A 15,671-nucleotide genomic window follows, 5' to 3' on the forward strand; every position below is an offset into this window, starting at 1 on the left:
CGCCGCACGGACATTGGAAAACAACCACATTCCTGGCCGGTTTACGAACCAGCGGCTTAGTGGCTCCCCTCGTTGTTGATGGAGCGATCAATGGTGATGTGTTTGTGGCTTACGTACAACAGCATCTGGTTTCAGTTCTCCAGGAAGGAGATATCGTGGTTATGGATAACCTGAGCAGCCACAAGCGATCAGAAGTACGAGAAGCGATTGAATCTGTGGGAGCCGAGCTGTGGTACCTGCCTCCCTACAGTCCTGACCTCAATCCGATTGAACAGGCTTTTTCCAAATTTAAATGGCTGATCAAAAGCGCGGAAGAACGGACCGTATCAGGTCTGTGGGCAGCCTGTGGCAGACTCGTCGATCAGATCACCAGCACAGAAAGCAGGAACTACATTACACACTGTGGCTACCGCTACGGTTATCTGTGACGCGCTCTAGAAGCTGACGAATTTCTTCCTTAGTCATAGACCGATTCCCGGTACCACTGGTCATCATTTCTTTGACAATCGATGGTTGCTCGCATGTCAATTGATTCCCTCTAAGAATCTTTAGACCCGCTTTGTGATGGCCACTCCCATCCATCACGACGGCCGACATAGTCGCCGTGCAATCCCATACCGCTGAGGTCGACTGGCAGGGGCTTCCCCTGGTAGGTAAGTCCCACATCCTGGCAATCGATCCACTCAGACAAACTCGCCAGAATATCATGTATCGCGCTGTCACGTTCTTCCTGCAGCATCTCTGACAAAAGTTCTCGCTGCGGAAGAGTCAAAGTTTCAATGAATTGATTGAACTTTGCATGATCAGGAGCGTTTGAGAAAACTCCGCTCTCCGCTACGTGCGCGCTGGATCCATATAATCGAGTCTTGCTTACAAACTCGTCGATGATTGCCTGATAGACGCTGAGTGCAGTCTCTGGATTTGACATTTCATTGATCACTTATTTAAGTTTACTGATCTTGCGACAGATTCACGATCAAAGTTGCATCGGCGACGGAGCTGGATGAGGACCTGCTTTGCGTGTCGGGTTGAATTTTCGATGCCTGGCCTTGCATCTGTTCTTCCCACCATTGGCTCGCATCCTGAATTGACCACTTGCCGTCGTTCTGGCATTTCGACAATTCCAGAATTACATCTTGCGCGGTCTGCGGACGTTTATTTGGATCCTTTTCCAGGCACTGCATGACGATCTGTTCCAGGTCAGGCGAGACCGGTTTTCCCAGTCGTTCTGAGAGGCTTTGTGGCTGTTCCTGTACGTGCTTCATGCAAATCTCGATCACCGTTTCGCCGTCAAACACGGTGGTGCCTGTCAGCAGGTAGTAGGCCACCGCTCCCAGAGCATACAGGTCGCTGCGACCATCGACGGCATCCGGATGATTGATGCCTTCCGGAGAGAGATACATGGGTGTGCCCGCCATCGAATTGGTTGACGTCAGCGAAGCCTGTTCGCGACCATCGACGGCTTTGACCAGACCGAAATCGAGCAGCTTGATAAAATCGTACACACCCCCACGATGTGTCAGAAAGATATTCGCCGGTTTCACATCGCGATGGATGACCCCCAGTTGATGTGCTTCCGCCAGGGAACCGGCAATCTGCTTCAGCAGATGGATCGCCCGGCTTTCCGGCAGCGGGCCATACTGTTTGACCAGATCGTCGAGGTTGATGCCGTCCAGCAGTTCCATCGCATAGTAGAACACCCCTTCCGGCGTACGGCCATAGTCGTAAATGGCGATCGTATTCGGATGATTCAACTGGCTGGTGAGCTGCACCTCGCGTTCAAAGCGGGCCACCGCTTCGTCGGTGGTCTTTTCAATATCGAGTAACTTGATCGCCGTCGGACGTCTGAGCATCGCATGCTGTCCGCGATAGACGACCCCCATTCCCCCTTCTCCCAGCTTTTCTTCGAGGGCATACTGTCCCAGCTGTTTCGCCTTGATCACGGCGCGACGGGTTTCCTGTTCTTTACGGGCGACAATGATCGTGAAGATAAAGATCACAATCGACCCCACGATCAGCAACCCAAACAGTCCCCAGAAACTGTAACGCAACAGATACAGCGGACGATATGCCTCGGCGACATCCATCTCGGTCGCGACGCCGAATTCATATTCAGGCAGCCAGACCCAGGCACCGACAACGGGTACCCCTCGATAATCCCGGTAACCGTCGGCGTCAATGCCTGCCTCCCCTTTCACTGCCGACGCCGCCATGCGGGTCAGTGGCCGCTCAGCCAGTCTTAATTTGGGACGTTTGCCTTCCGCCATATTCACCTGGGGATCGCGAATCTGCACATTGAGGATCGACTGTGTATCCGCACGATCGGGAATCAGACCGATGATTTTCAGATCGTCATCGAAGCGGCTCTGCGACAGCATCGCCCCCTCTTTATCGAACGCATACGTTTCCCCGGTTTTACCGGCACGGGCGATCGACAGAATGCGTGTGAAATTGATCTCGGGACGAATCAATAACGTCAGCGCGGCGATCGGCGTTCCGTCCGCATTCTTCACCGGTGCCATCGCCATCATGGTCGGTAAGCCGGACCTGAGTTCTCCTGTTTCATCCTTGCGGACAAAGACACTTTCAAAGGGACGCGTCACAATGGCTTTTCCCTGACTGACGGCTTCGAGAGCCGACTTCTGAATCGGTAAATCTCCGCGGCCGATCGGTTCATCCCGGGAAGAGGCCAGAATCCGGCCGTCCAGACTGATCAAACCGATATCCAGATAATTCAGATGTTCGAGTTCCGATTCAAATTCCTGCCGCAAATCGACGAGCGCACTGGAATGCAGCAGGGCTTCCCGGTCGTCGGCTTTCTGCTGATTTAAAGCAACGAGTTCTGCGGTCAGCTTCTGCACCCGTGGTTCTTCCGCCAACACTTCTGCCAGGGATTCCTCCCGTTCCAGCCAGATCTCAAGAGCCGCGACGTCCGCATCCAGAATGGTCTGCAGATTATTTGAGACCGTCTGCCTGGCGGATTCTTCCACAATCGAACGAACAACGAGCCCTAAAATCAACAGCAGGATCGTACCGGCAATCGGCCAGATCCACATGCTCCCCTTGGAGAACAACCGCGATCGCGAAAACGATTTCAGAATCGAATGGGAAAATGAGCGGCCCAGTGAGGTTTTCGAGATATTCATGAAACAGTATCAGAATTCGGAGTGAAGCGAACGATTCGGTGTATACTAAAGTGTGACATGAAAACCGCCGTCCAGCAAGAAATGAACCGACTTTCTTCAAAATTCAACACTGGTTCATTCAATACAATCGCGCAATAAAAAAAGCCGTGCCTCGGTGAGGTCACGACTTTCATCGTATTGCTGTCATAACATTGCGACGGTGGGGTCGCTGCAAGAAGGACGGCGAATCGGGTAGTGCCTGGCACTCACCACTAATGATTCCGGTCCATGCTAAGGTTTAGGATCCTCCGACGGAATTTGATATGACAGAATACTGATTTCATTGTATGCATCGTCAATCCCCTCGTCGATGGGTGAATTAATTCAAAACAAAAAATTCACGATGACTCAGGTATTGAATCTAAATTTTTCACTGCCCGTTGCAGGTTGTAAAATTCATCGGCATTCACAGGCCTGACTGTTTGCCTCGTTTTTCAAAAAAAAGAAAAAACAGCCGGTCTGGCGATCTGCCGGAGAACGGGTCCCCCGCAGCAGGTGGGGAGATCTTAATGATTTCCGGAATGGGAGCAAGAGGAATCTACGGGGAAGAATTTTTCCCGCGTTCATTGTGTGACTAAAACAGTCAGCGGGGTGTCTGCGTCTCCAGCACTGCCGAGAGTTCAGGCTTTTTTGGCACCGCTGCGCATCAGCAGCCAGCCAACCACTGCGATGGCGACCAGCACAATCCCGTACTCCATGGGAGAGATATTATCCCATCGTTTGTTCAAATAGCTGATATAAAATGAGGAATACTCACGCCAGGTATCCTGAATCGTTTCCAACATCGCACACCTCAATTCTTGCACAGCAATCAGTGGTCTTTTGACAACGGGAACTCCAGCGATTGATCCTTTTAAACAAGAGGACGCTCAATGCAGGAGAACACCATTTCAAGCATACTTCACAGATGATGCGGCGGCGGAATTATTCTGAAATTTTCAAATGTTGATGGCAGAATGCAGCGGGCCTTCCCTGCTTTAAAAACAGGGAAGGCCCGCTGGTGTAAATCCGGATTGCTCTTAAAAGATTTAAATGTAATCTTTAAATGTAATCGTTGATCACATTTTCGATCCATTCCTGACGACCGCTGATGTTGGCAGCCGAATCCCCTTTTTCCAGCATATAGGTTTCCAGGTCAGCAAATGAGACGCTCCCCTCTTCGATCTGTTTGCCGATGCCTTCATCATAGCTGGCATAACGTTTGGCAACGAAGTCGGAGAGGACGCCGTCTTTGCGAATCTGAGCAGCGATCTTCGCGCCACGGGCAAACGCATCCATGCCACCGATGTGGGCATAGAACAGGTCGATCGGTTCGAAGCTTTCGCGGCGGACCTTGGCATCGAAGTTGACTCCCCCGGGTGCCAGTCCCCCCTGATCCAGAATCGCCAGCATGCACTGTGTGGTCAGGTAAATATCGGTCGGAAACTGGTCGGTATCCCAGCCCAGCAGCAGGTCACCCGTATTCGCATCGATACTGCCCAGTGCCCCCTGAATTGAAGAGTAAACCAGTTCGTGCATCATCGTATGACCGGCGAGCGTTGCATGATTGGTTTCAATATTCAGTTTGACATGGTCCAGCAGATCATAGGCCCGCAGGAAGTTCAGACAGGCGGCCGCATCAAAATCATACTGATGTTTGGTCGGCTCTTTCGGTTTGGGTTCGAACAGAAACTGTCCTTTGAAGCCGATCTTCTGAGCATGCTCCACTGCCATATGCATGAAGCGGGCCAGGTGATCGAGTTCGCGTTTCATGTCTGTGTTGAACAGATTCATGTACCCTTCCCGACCGCCCCAGAACACATAATTTTCTCCCCCCAGTTTATGTGTCACTTCCATCGCTTTTTTGACCTGGGCAGCTCCGTATGCGAACACGTCTGCGTTCGGGCTGGTGGCGGCTCCGTGCATGAACCGGGGATGCGAGAACATGTTTGCGGTCCCCCACAACAGCTTGATGCCCGTTCGTTCCTGAGCTTCGAGCAGTTTGTCGGCGATGCGATCAAAATTCTCGTTGGCTTCTTTTAAAGTCGCACCATCGGGGGAGACATCTTTATCGTGAAAGCAGTAATAGGGGGCCTGAAGTTTTTCAAAGAATTCAAAGGCAACATCGACCCGCTTGAGGGCATTTTCGACCGAATCGGAACCGTCATCCCACGGACGCTGCAGCGTGCCTGCACCAAAGGGATCGCTGCCGGTGCCCCGGAATGTATGCCAGTAACAGATGCTGAAGCGGAACAGATCCCGCATTGTCTGGCCTTCAATCTCTTCTTCAGGGCAATAATGCTTGAAGGCGAGTGGATTTTTGCTTTGGGGACCTTCGTACTCAATTTTCGGGACGTCTGCAAAGTATTCCATGGTGCTTACCTGTATTGAGGTTAAAACGTTTTATGACAATCACTTCAATCAGCGATTCCAGGGCGCATCACATTTGACCATAGCGTCTGTCAATCTAATAAACTCGGTCCGAATGGACCTGGAGACGCAACAGTAAAACTGGACACAGTCTAAACAGAATTAAAGAGGGAGAGTAGCCTGCAGAAGTTATTGAACAAACATTACAAATGGATTTTCAAAGTGATCTTGCCTCAGATTTATTAATCTGGGAAACTTGGCAGCTGTTTAAGGAAACCTCGAGACAAAGCCTTTCCCCGTCCCATCAAAGTCGACGACTCCGTAGCCACACTCACCGTGCCTGTCTAATACAAAATCAACAAAATGCAGTCTGACTGACGGCATCCGTAAATGACTTGTAACCTTATCAAACTTCTGATGTTATGCGTCCTGTTCACAAGCTGTGCTTCAGGCTGGAATCAGCCTGCGCCTGTGACTGCCAGCAATCCGATCCAGATTACGGGGACCAATCAGGATGTTGTCTGGGAACGGGTCGTTGATACGATTCATAACTACAAGTTCGCCATCGCGCGTGAAAACAAGCTGGATGGTCGCATTGAGACAGAATACAAAGTCGGTGCAAGCTTTCTCGAACCCTGGCATGGCGATACTGTCGGCTTTGATAATCGCCTGGAAAGCAGTCTGCAATCGATCCGCCGTCGTGTCTTTGTCAGTGTGACGCCTGTAGAAGGGGGTTACCTACTGGGAGTCGAAGCGTTCAAAGAGATTGAAGACGTGAATTCAAGCGCCACCACTGCCCCGGGCGGAGCGACCTTTCAACAGGATCTCAGTTTGCGTCGAGACCTGAATCTGGTGCAGGAACGCAGCAATCCGGTCGGCTGGGTTCCTTTGGGACGGGATCCTGTCCTGGAACAGGATCTTCTGGACAGCCTGCAGATCGCATTTTCTAACTAATGCGTTTCCAGGTCGATCTACAGTCCTGCGAATATTCTTGACTCTCCTGCTGAGAATTGCAGTGCCAGAGCGCATCACATTTACCCGTAGCGTCTCTCAATCTAATAGACCCGGTCCAAATGGCCCTGGAGACGCTACATTAAAGCTGAACACAGTCTTTAGCTGCGGTTCTCGCTTTATTTGCAGAGAATCAGTTTTCCGTTCTGAGTAATTCTCAAACGGTATGTGGTTTCCCCGTGCTGAATTAATACTTCCTGCTTCCCTTTCAGGATGGTATCTGAGCCAATCACATCTGATGTTGTTTCTTGCTCGACGGCTGATTCCGGGGACAGGTGTTCTGTGTTTTCTTGCTCGCTCATAGTTTCATACGTACCAAAATTAAGAGATTTCAAAATTCGCATGTCAATACGCCCCAGGCAATCGTGAAAAACCACCATTACCAATTGAAATGCTCTAAATTTATTTCCGCATACCCGGAACTGATGTCTATTAAACATCGCATTCCGAATTGATCTCTCACATAAAAATGCAAAAAATCGAGATGGCCAATACTTGCAATTGACCTGACTGACCGATACCATAATGAACCTGAGACTCAGTGTCAACTACTCACTGACACCAAGTCTCGTAGATTTTCCTGAAATATCGGCAAGACGGCTTATTTTCAGATACCCGCCGGGATCTGTATTGTACGTTGCATGAATTCAACCATGCCTGAGAGCACGTTGCCACTTCACCTTTTTCACCAGAAAGAAGAGAAATGGGGCAACACTCAGAATCCCGCCAAACCCATGTTCGAACCAGACGAGGGTTCACGCTGATTGAACTCCTGGTCGTCATCGCCATCATCGCCATCCTGATTGCTTTATTGCTGCCCGCAGTTCAACAGGCACGCGAAGCAGCCCGTCGCAGTCAATGCAAAAACAACCTCAAGCAGTTTGGACTGGCGTTACACAACTACCTTTCCACCTACACTGTCTTTCCCCCCGCTTTCTGTGTCAGCCCGAGCGGCAGCAGCACTTATACTCCAGGCGGGCAATGGTCCATTCATGCACGCATTCTTCCCTTTGGAGATGCAGCCAATCTGTTCAACAACATTGATTTCACAACCAACTATTCGAACCAGAGCGATCCCAGCATCGCTTATACCCGTGTCCCGTTTTTCCTGTGTCCCAGTGAAATCAATGATCGGATTCGAACCTCTTCCGGAACTCCTGAGCATTATCCAGTCAGTTACGGCTACAACGGAGGCACCTGGCGTGTTTTCACCAATTCCAGCCTGAGTGGTGGCGATGGTGCGTTCTACCCGAACAGCAAGACCAGACCACGTGACTTTACCGATGGAACCACCAATACACTTTGCTTCGCAGAAGTCAAAGCATTTACCGCATACAACCGGGATGGAGGCACCGGTACCTCAACCATCCCCAGTACTGCCGGCGGAGTAGAAGCTTTGATGGCTGGAGGATCTGATAAACCAGACAGCGGACACACGGAATGGGTCGACGGACGCGTGCATCAGACCGGATTTACGACAACACTGCCTCCCAATACCAAAGTTGCTGTAACAGGAGCCACGGGAGCTATCGACGCCGGTGATTACACTTCCTGTCGAGAAGCCCAGAGTTGTACCGGCCCGACTTACGCTGCCGTAACAGCACGCAGCTACCACACCGGAATCGTACATGTCATGCTGATGGACGGGTCTGTTCGCTCAATCAGCGAAAACATCGATTTGAGCACTTATCGTGCACTCAGCACCCGCAGTGGCGGTGAGATCATCGGCGAATTTTAATTCATCGATTAACCGCTATGTAATAGTCACAGGCCCTGCAGACCACTGCAGGGCCTGTTTTTTTCCAGTCAGTCCGTCTCTGTCTTGTCGGAACTGTTACGACTCGATTTCATCAGGGTCATGATTTCGTTCAGTCCCAGCAGACGTGCCAGCACTAAAAAACTGATCACAGCGGATACGACGGGGACCAGCACGCGTATCAGCCGATAGAGAATCTGGTCGGAAACAGGCAGCAGATATAATTCCACACTGATCAGGACTGACATCACCAGAGTCGCCATCCCTGCACGCAGTGTTGTCCGAGTTAACTGTCTGAGATCCAGTGCCCCTGTCTTTTCGCGAATCAGCCACAGACTGAGGGCAGACTGAATCATCGCCGCCAGTGACGTTGCCAGCGCCAGTCCCTTGCCCTTCATCCACCAGATCAATGCCAGGTTCAACAGCAGATTGCAGAACACAATCACCACGCCAATCCTGACGGGGGTCCGGGTATCTCCCACGGCGTAAAATCCTCGATTCAGAATCAGGACCGCCATAAACGCAACGACTCCCAAACCATAATAACGGATCATCTCAGCCGTCTGTCGCGCATCGAAAATATCGAAATCTCCATACTGGAACAGCAGCGTCGATAAAGGTTCCGCCATCAGGAACAGCCCCAGACTGGCGGGTAACCCGACTCCAATGACCAGTTGTAAACCCAGCAGCAGATCCTGACGTAACAGGTCGCCATCCTGACGTTCCGCATGCCGGGAAAGTCGGGGATACAGGACCGTACCCAGCGCGACCCCGAAGACGCCTAAGGGAAACTGATACATCCGCTGTCCAAAATAGAGAGCCGATGCCGTGCCCGATTCAAAGATTTCCCAGGCAGGAACTGCGCTTCCCTCAGCAATCGTTTCAGGCCGCGCCAGTCCCCAGGCCAGTACGCTGTCGATCAGGGTATTGAATTGAGTGATCGACAGGCCCACGACAATCGGAGCCATACTGGCGGCGATCGTCTGGATCTGTGACATCCCGCTTGACCAGTCCATGTGGGGGCGATATCCCAGTGAAAACAACTTCAGGCAGGGTAAGATCAGCTGCAGGATACCACCGGCCAGAATGGCTAGACAGACAATGGTAATCTTGGCGGAAGCATCCGGAAAAAAAGGAGCGATCAACCAGATCCCCCCCATCCAGAACAGATTGAGAATCGTCGGCAGCAGCGCGGGAATCGAAAAATGATTCAAAGCATGCAGCGTCGCATTCACCTGGGCCGCCATACAGATCAGGATCAGATAAGGCAACAGAAGTCCGGTTAACCAGTAGAGCTGTCGGGCTTCTGAACTGGCTGACTCCAGACTGCTCAGAAAGATCAGCAGTATCTCGCCGGCCCCTACGATCATCACCGAAAACAGCATCAGCCAGAATAAAACCGCGGTGACCAGCTTCCACGCAGATTCGCGGCCCTGATTTTCCAGTTCCCGAATAAATGTGGGCAGAAAAGCCGTCGAGAGTGCCCCTTCCCCCAGGAGCCGACGCATCAGGTTCGGCAGTTTGAAAGCAACCGAGAAAGAGTCCATGACCGGGCCGTTACCAAACAACGTCGCCATGCCAATGTCGCGGACCATGCCCAGAATGCGACTCAGTAAAGTCAGCAGACTGACAACCCGAAGTCCCGAGAATAACTTGCGCGTATTCTCGGCGGCAGCCACCTGTGATTGTTCGATTGAAGTTTTTGTAGGTGGAGCAGATTCATCCATGAAACACTAATTGAATCAGGATAATACGGGTTCGAGGCGTGCGGAATTAATATCGATCAATTCGAGAATTTCCAGCACTCGATCAAGTGGCAGACTCCACTCGCGCGCCCAGATAATAATATCCAGATTCTCCATTCGCAGCCAGAAAATCCGATCGAGGATCCGGTCTGCTAACAGATCATGTTCAAGCTGCAGTGACTTTAAAAAACCGAATCGGGTGTCACTGAATTCCTGCCAGCACCTGTTTCCTAACAGATGCTCCATCTTCTTACCGATGCAAAAGTAATACCAGTGATTTGCATACCAGTCGGAGATGGCAAGCTTGCCCAGATCACAGCCATTCTTCTGGCTTTCGATCCATTTGTGTCGGTCGGCTTCCAGAGGGGCTTCCTCATAGATGCTTGCGACCTCTTCTGGATCCAAGAGTTCGGACGACATGCTTCACCTCAATGTGCGTCTGAGATCCCAATAGTGCACGAAACTTTGTCCATCGCTGCAAGGTTCAAACAGCGTCAATGAGTTTCGTAAAAACCTTATCAACGATAATTTATACCCCTCCCTCAAATCTATGACAAGATTCATTTCTGGGAGAAATGGATAATTTTGAAAGGAAGTTTATGAAGATACGTGCACGCTTTAAGTGGTGAATCGAAAGATATTTACCACCAGATCAGACAGAACCGCTCAACAGAAATAACAACCGTTCCAGCTCCAGACGGGGTGCCAAACGGCTCTTTCCTTTCAGATTCAGATCGGTTTCGAGCAGCCAGTGACTGATTTTTTCAGCTCTCTGACGCGTCAGTCGCCTGAGATAACGCTCTGTCGAATCGATATCGCGGGGAAAGACACCGGCCTGTCGAATTGCCTGTTTTAATGGGGTTCCCTGCACGGCCTGCTGCGTCGCTTTAAAGTATTTCCGCCAGACGAAGTTCAGCCCCCCCAGAATCTTCTGAGGCGCTTCGCCCGCCACCAGCAGGTTATCCAGGTAATGTAAAGCGTCGCCGATATTTCCATCGCGGACAGCATCGGTCATCGCCCAGGTCGTTTCCGCTTTCCAGCCCCCCACAACCGCACGGATGTCATCTGGACTGATGCGGGGTTGATCTCCCACGAAAGTCGCCAGTTTTTCCAGTTCCTGATGGATCTGTCCGCAATGCGTGCCGACCAGTTCGACCAGCAGACCTGCTGCATCACGGGAGAGCTGCTTCTGATGCAGTTGCTCAGCCGTATCACAAATCCATTTTGCTAAAGCCCCCCCTTTCAGTTCCTTACACTCCAGATCCAGGCCGATCTTTGCGACCAGCTTCGCCAGACGTGTCGATTTACTCCAGCTCTTGACGTCCAGTATCAGAAACGAACTTTTGGACGGGGCTTCCAGATATTTTTCCAGTTTGCCACGAAAGGCACTGACGAATTTCTCCGCATCATCCACGATCACCAGACGTTTATCCCCCCACATGGAAACCGTTTTCAGCTCATCGAACAGCGTCGAGGGGGGGAGTTCCTTTTCGAGCCGTTTCCCGTCAAAGCGGGTGATACTGGTGTCCTCCTCTTCACCGAGGACAAGCGGTTCGATCACTTTGATCGCTTCCTGCTTCATGTAGCGATCATCGCCATGCAAAACCACGACCGGTCCAAATTCACTGGCGGCAGGATTAAGGAGAAATTCGGTAACGTGCTGGCTCATAAATAACTCTTATTGACCAAAATCAGTGGGATGACGTACATTGACTCCCTCAGATTGGAGTGGACTGGAAAACACACGGTTTTTGCTGTCTTTCATTACAATCGATTTGCGCTTTGATTTCGAGAGACGCCGCCCGCGGATCCCGGAAAAACGATAAATCCTCATGGAGCAGATTCCCATTTCTTCGAACCCAGAATCACAAGTGAAGCCACTTTCGGAGTTCAACGCCAGGATTCTGCCCCCTCTGCCCCAACTTTTACAGCCGGCGTTACTGGAATCGGCGGAAGTCTTTTTTCAGTGTCCGGGTGAAGACTATCCGATCTCGAAAGCCATCCACCTCTCCCGGCTGGCCGCTTTTTATCCCAAATGTCGCGAGTGTCCGCATAATGGACATACCGCAAACCTGTCTCCCGAGATCATTGAACGCTTAAAGCAGATACAACGCAGCCGTGCCGCCGTGCAAAACCCGTTTACGCAGGAGGGCGTGCGCGGCGTCTATCTGAATCAGATCAATCGGACGCAGGCTGCTCACATCGCCGGTGCCTTTTCCACGATTCTCTGGGAAGCACTCCCCCTGAAAGGCCTCGCTCCACGAAAATCACTTCCCGGCAGTAAACCGGAAACCATCACAACACCGCCGGTCAATCAGGAGCGAAGCCGGGGGCCGAGTGTGGTCATTGGTTTTGATGAACGTCCTTCCTCTCCAGACATTATTACCGGCGTCGCCAGTGCCCTCCGCAGAAACGGCTGCCGGGTCATCGATCTGGGACTGACGGTTCCCTCCATTCTCGCATTTGCCACGAACCATCTGCAGGCCCACGGGGCGATCATGGTGACCGGGGCTCAGTTTGGCCCCTCTTATACCGGGCTCGACTTCCTGCTGGAGAATTCGCAACCGGTCTCAGCAGGTCGGATGCTGGAAAAAATCGAACAGATCTCACAGAAGGGTTTTGGACGCGCTTCCCGGCAACCGGGATCTCAGCGCACCTTTCATCCGATGGAAGCGTATCGGGCGCAATTCCAGAAACATTTTCACGCCCTGCGACCGCTCAAAATCAAAATCGCCTGCTCACTGAGGCTGGTCAGGGAAACGCTGAATTCGCTGTTTGAAAAACTGCCTTGCGAACTTGTCTGGGTCGACATTCCGCATCAGCAACGTGATCTGCTCGATCCTCACGACAAAGACGTACAAAAAATGCAGAAGCAGATGCAGTCTGATCCGGCGGACCTGGGTCTGATCATTGATGACGACAGTCGTCGCTGTGCGTTTTTCACGGAAACAGGAACGCTCCTGTCCCATACCAAAGTTTCCCGGTTTCTGATGCAGGCACTTTCCCGGGAACAGTCTTCCCGCAACTACCTGCTCGATCAGACCAGCCTGGACGAACTGAACGAAGTTCCCGCCGGCTGGAACATTCGCCCACACTCGGGCACACTCGCTGACAGCTATTTCCAGATGCAGCAGCAGCAGGCCGTTTACGCAGGAGGACAATCCGGATATCATTGGTTCAGGGATGCGGTTCCCACCTGTGATGCGATCCTGACACTGGCTCATATTCTGGCTGCTTTGAGTTTCAGTGATGCTCCATTCAGCGAAGTTCTCTCTCAATCATCATAAGAGACGCTGAATCACTCCCGGAAATATGCTGACACAGCCAGCGGATTCCTGATTGTGTTAAACGCGAGTTACCCCAGTTCTGCTTATTTTCATGTTCCCTTCTGCCAGCATCGGTGCGGCTACTGTGACTTCACTCTCGTCGCGCAAAAAGATCATCTCATCGAAGCGTATCTCGCTGCCATGGCGGAACAGACGTCTGAGCTGGGAACAGGCATCGAATTAAAGACACTCTTTCTGGGAGGTGGCACGCCGACTCACCTCAGCATCGAACAGCTGACGCGATTATTCGAGATCATCTTCTCGCATTTTCAACTGGCTGAAGATTACGAATTCAGTATCGAAGCCAACCCGTTGAATCTGACTAACGAAAAAATCGATTTTCTGAAACAGTCGGGCGTCAACCGGGTCAGCCTGGGCGTGCAGTCCTTCGATTCAGACATCCTGACGTTTCTGGAACGGGACCATAAGCCCGAGCAGATTTTCGAAATCGTGAAGTCACTGCAGTCACGCATCAGCAATACCAGCCTTGACCTGATCTTTGCGGTCCCCGGCCAGAGTCTGGACGGCTGGAAACAGACGCTGCAGGATGCGGTGCAACTCAACATACCTCACATCTCAACCTATGGACTGACGATTGAAAAGGGAACGTCATTCTGGAGTCGGGAGAAAGCGGGCCTCTTCGATCTGCCCCAGGACGAGCTGGCCGGCGACATGTATGAGTTTGCCCTGGAATTCCTGGAGGATGCAGGGCTGAAACATTACGAAATTTCCAACTTCGCCCGTCCCGGATACGAATGTCGCCACAACGAAGTCTACTGGACCGGCTATCCCTATTTTGGTTTTGGCCCCGGTGCTGCCAGCTACCTGGACGGCGTGCGACGCCAGAACCATCGCAGTGTCATCACCTGGTTAAAAAAAGTTCAGGCGGGCGAATCTCCGATCGTGGATCAGGAAGAACTGGCCCCGGAAGAACGGGCCCGCGAAGCCATCATCTTCGGGTTAAGACGCCGCGCGGGAATCAATCGACGCGAGTTCCAGGAACGCTACGGCTATGATCTGCATCAGCTGGCGGAATCCGCTATCCACACGAACGTCGAAGCCGGTTTGCTGGAAGAGACAGACACCCATCTCAAGCTGACGCCCGCAGGCTGTCTGCTCGCGGATTCTATCGTTGTCGATTTTCTCTAGACCGGAACTTCAGGGTTGTGCCTCATATTCCTGGGTCACCTGGACTTCGTATTTCCCCGGAAACGTCTTCCAGCCATTTTCCATTTCCCGTCCCAGAATGTTGAACTGCAGCGTTCCTTTAGGCACGAGAAAATAGAGTCCCCCTTTGAAATCTTCATGCACGCAGGGATAGATTTTGTTGTTCACGCGTGCTTCCATAAAATAGCCAAGTCCGCCCAGCATGGAATTCAGGCCGACCGTATTCCGATAACGCAGCAGGTCAGGCATGACATCCTGCGTCTGCATGAATGCATTCCAGTCGTTATAGAAACTCTTCATCGAACTCTGAAGTTCCGCGGCACGTGGCTGATCCAGCTGCGCACCATTTTTGCTGATATATTCCATGAGCGCCGGATCGCCAGTCAGATCGACGCGCACCAGTTCGGTTTTCGCTCCCGGTTTCAGGCGGACCTCCAGTCCCCCCTTTTCCAGACCGTAGAACAGCACATCCATCAGATCACTCTGCACGCGCCGCGGCGTTTCGAGCAGATTTTGATTCACGGCTGTGATCACTTCTTCCGACACACCCGCGTTCCCAGGATTCAATCGCTGTTCCACTTTCGCAGTTTCAGACGAGATCCGCGCGGCCACCAGATTCCCTTCGAGCCGCGGTCCATAGTTCCAGTAAAAATAACCGGCGACACCTGCCATCACGGTAAAGAAAAACAGAAACAGGGCCACTCCCCCCGCATTCGATTTACGTCGCTTCCGTAAATACCTTGAGGTGGCACTCGAATGAGGTCGCGGTGCCGATACATTGATCGGCGGCAAATCAGAAGCCTCTTCGGCAGGTGGACTGGCAGGAGGCGGAGTGGGAGCTTCCTGAGGTTGTTGAACTGGTGTTGCCGGAGCAGCTTCAGCAGGTGGCGTAGCAGCCCCCGCAGCAAACGGATTGGGAATCACCAGTTTTGTGCCACACCGGGGGCAGTCTCCCTGCTTTCCCGCAGTCGAGTCGGGAACTTTTAATGTGGAAGTACAAAAAGGACAATCAAACTGAATCGCCATTGTTTAACTCAGAGAATAACAGATTATGAAAGACGGGTTGAACCGCAGAAAAGAGTTCAATTTTCCGGAAATCAGCTGCGGCAGCTTCGGCAGGGAACTCGTGAGC

The 15,671-nt window shown here is 51.8% G+C and carries 14 protein-coding genes; 5 read left to right on the top strand and 9 right to left on the bottom strand.

Features of this window, described 5'->3' with window-relative positions; all coding sequences use genetic code 11:
- Positions 1-428: IS630 family transposase (locus tag ACN0YN_RS12825; RefSeq protein WP_417385412.1), on the top strand; the 428-nt coding region annotated here is incomplete at its 5' end.
- 110 nt (positions 429-538) lie between these two features.
- On the opposite strand, the gene ACN0YN_RS12830 is transcribed toward ACN0YN_RS12825, so the two are convergent.
- The 4 genes from ACN0YN_RS12830 to xylA form a co-directional block, all read right to left on the bottom strand.
- On the bottom strand, positions 539-928 hold the full coding sequence (locus tag ACN0YN_RS12830; RefSeq protein WP_417385413.1) for a DUF6547 family protein: 390 nt from the start codon (positions 926-928) through the stop codon (positions 539-541).
- 22 nt (positions 929-950) lie between these two features.
- Entirely contained in the window at positions 951-3,146 is a 2,196-nt protein-coding gene (locus ACN0YN_RS12835) for a serine/threonine protein kinase (protein ID WP_417385414.1), read from the bottom strand.
- A gap of 659 nt (positions 3,147-3,805) precedes the next feature.
- The gene (locus ACN0YN_RS12840; RefSeq protein WP_417385415.1) at positions 3,806-3,970 is read right to left on the bottom strand and encodes a hypothetical protein; all 165 of its coding nucleotides are present in this window, start codon (positions 3,968-3,970) and stop codon (positions 3,806-3,808) included.
- Between the two features lie 256 nt (positions 3,971-4,226).
- Positions 4,227-5,537, bottom strand: coding sequence for a xylose isomerase (gene xylA / locus ACN0YN_RS12845; protein WP_417385416.1), 1,311 nt, complete (start codon positions 5,535-5,537; stop codon positions 4,227-4,229).
- A 387-nt stretch (positions 5,538-5,924) separates the two neighbouring features.
- On the opposite strand from xylA, the gene ACN0YN_RS12850 reads away from it, so the two are divergent.
- Entirely contained in the window at positions 5,925-6,488 is a 564-nt protein-coding gene (locus ACN0YN_RS12850; protein WP_417385417.1) for a hypothetical protein, read from the top strand.
- A 176-nt stretch (positions 6,489-6,664) separates the two neighbouring features.
- Here ACN0YN_RS12850 and hemP read toward each other — a convergent pair whose 3' ends face one another.
- Entirely contained in the window at positions 6,665-7,069 is a 405-nt protein-coding gene (gene hemP / locus ACN0YN_RS12855; RefSeq protein ID WP_417385418.1) for a hemin uptake protein HemP, read from the bottom strand.
- 179 nt (positions 7,070-7,248) lie between these two features.
- On the opposite strand from hemP, the gene ACN0YN_RS12860 reads away from it, so the two are divergent.
- Positions 7,249-8,283 (top strand): DUF1559 domain-containing protein, encoded by a 1,035-nt coding sequence (locus ACN0YN_RS12860; protein WP_417385419.1) that lies wholly within the window; start codon positions 7,249-7,251, stop codon positions 8,281-8,283.
- Positions 8,284-8,351: 68 nt separating this feature from the next.
- On the opposite strand, the gene murJ is transcribed toward ACN0YN_RS12860, so the two are convergent.
- The 3 genes from murJ to holA all read right to left on the bottom strand — a co-directional run bounded on the left by murJ (position 8,352) and on the right by holA (position 11,715).
- Complete coding sequence (gene murJ / locus ACN0YN_RS12865) at positions 8,352-10,028, bottom strand: murein biosynthesis integral membrane protein MurJ (protein WP_417385420.1); 1,677 nt, start codon at positions 10,026-10,028, stop codon at positions 8,352-8,354.
- A 15-nt stretch (positions 10,029-10,043) separates the two neighbouring features.
- The gene (locus ACN0YN_RS12870) at positions 10,044-10,466 is read right to left on the bottom strand and encodes a hypothetical protein (RefSeq protein ID WP_417385421.1); all 423 of its coding nucleotides are present in this window, start codon (positions 10,464-10,466) and stop codon (positions 10,044-10,046) included.
- A gap of 232 nt (positions 10,467-10,698) precedes the next feature.
- Positions 10,699-11,715 (bottom strand): DNA polymerase III subunit delta, encoded by a 1,017-nt coding sequence (gene holA / locus ACN0YN_RS12875; RefSeq protein ID WP_417385422.1) that lies wholly within the window; start codon positions 11,713-11,715, stop codon positions 10,699-10,701.
- A 202-nt stretch (positions 11,716-11,917) separates the two neighbouring features.
- Between holA and ACN0YN_RS12880 the strand changes: the two genes are divergently transcribed.
- Positions 11,918-13,333, top strand: a complete 1,416-nt coding sequence (locus ACN0YN_RS12880; RefSeq protein ID WP_417385423.1) for a hypothetical protein — start codon at positions 11,918-11,920, stop codon at positions 13,331-13,333.
- A gap of 54 nt (positions 13,334-13,387) precedes the next feature.
- Positions 13,388-14,521 (top strand): radical SAM family heme chaperone HemW, encoded by a 1,134-nt coding sequence (hemW, locus tag ACN0YN_RS12885; RefSeq protein ID WP_417385424.1) that lies wholly within the window; start codon positions 13,388-13,390, stop codon positions 14,519-14,521.
- A 9-nt stretch (positions 14,522-14,530) separates the two neighbouring features.
- On the opposite strand, the gene ACN0YN_RS12890 is transcribed toward hemW, so the two are convergent.
- A complete protein-coding gene (locus tag ACN0YN_RS12890) occupies positions 14,531-15,565 on the bottom strand; it encodes a hypothetical protein (protein WP_417385425.1) in 1,035 nt (344 codons plus the stop codon).
- Positions 15,566-15,671: the final 106 nt, after the last annotated feature.

This window comes from Gimesia sp., from assembly GCF_048260065.1.
Lineage (GTDB): Bacteria > Planctomycetota > Planctomycetia > Planctomycetales > Planctomycetaceae > Gimesia.

Excerpts from the sequence above, each read along its gene's own strand:
- ACN0YN_RS12830 (WP_417385413.1), bottom strand. The coding sequence starts at position 928 with ATGTCAAATCCAGAGACTGCACTCAGCGTCTATCAGGCAATCATCGAC.
- ACN0YN_RS12835 (WP_417385414.1), bottom strand. The coding sequence starts at position 3,146 with ATGAATATCTCGAAAACCTCACTGGGCCGCTCATTTTCCCATTCGATT.
- ACN0YN_RS12840 (WP_417385415.1), bottom strand. The coding sequence starts at position 3,970 with ATGTTGGAAACGATTCAGGATACCTGGCGTGAGTATTCCTCATTTTAT.
- xylA (WP_417385416.1), bottom strand. The coding sequence starts at position 5,537 with ATGGAATACTTTGCAGACGTCCCGAAAATTGAGTACGAAGGTCCCCAA.
- ACN0YN_RS12850 (WP_417385417.1), top strand. The coding sequence starts at position 5,925 with ATGACTTGTAACCTTATCAAACTTCTGATGTTATGCGTCCTGTTCACA.
- hemP (WP_417385418.1), bottom strand. The coding sequence starts at position 7,069 with ATGGTATCGGTCAGTCAGGTCAATTGCAAGTATTGGCCATCTCGATTT.
- ACN0YN_RS12860 (WP_417385419.1), top strand. The coding sequence starts at position 7,249 with ATGGGGCAACACTCAGAATCCCGCCAAACCCATGTTCGAACCAGACGA.
- murJ (WP_417385420.1), bottom strand. The coding sequence starts at position 10,028 with ATGGATGAATCTGCTCCACCTACAAAAACTTCAATCGAACAATCACAG.
- ACN0YN_RS12870 (WP_417385421.1), bottom strand. The coding sequence starts at position 10,466 with ATGTCGTCCGAACTCTTGGATCCAGAAGAGGTCGCAAGCATCTATGAG.
- holA (WP_417385422.1), bottom strand. The coding sequence starts at position 11,715 with ATGAGCCAGCACGTTACCGAATTTCTCCTTAATCCTGCCGCCAGTGAA.
- ACN0YN_RS12890 (WP_417385425.1), bottom strand. The coding sequence starts at position 15,565 with ATGGCGATTCAGTTTGATTGTCCTTTTTGTACTTCCACATTAAAAGTT.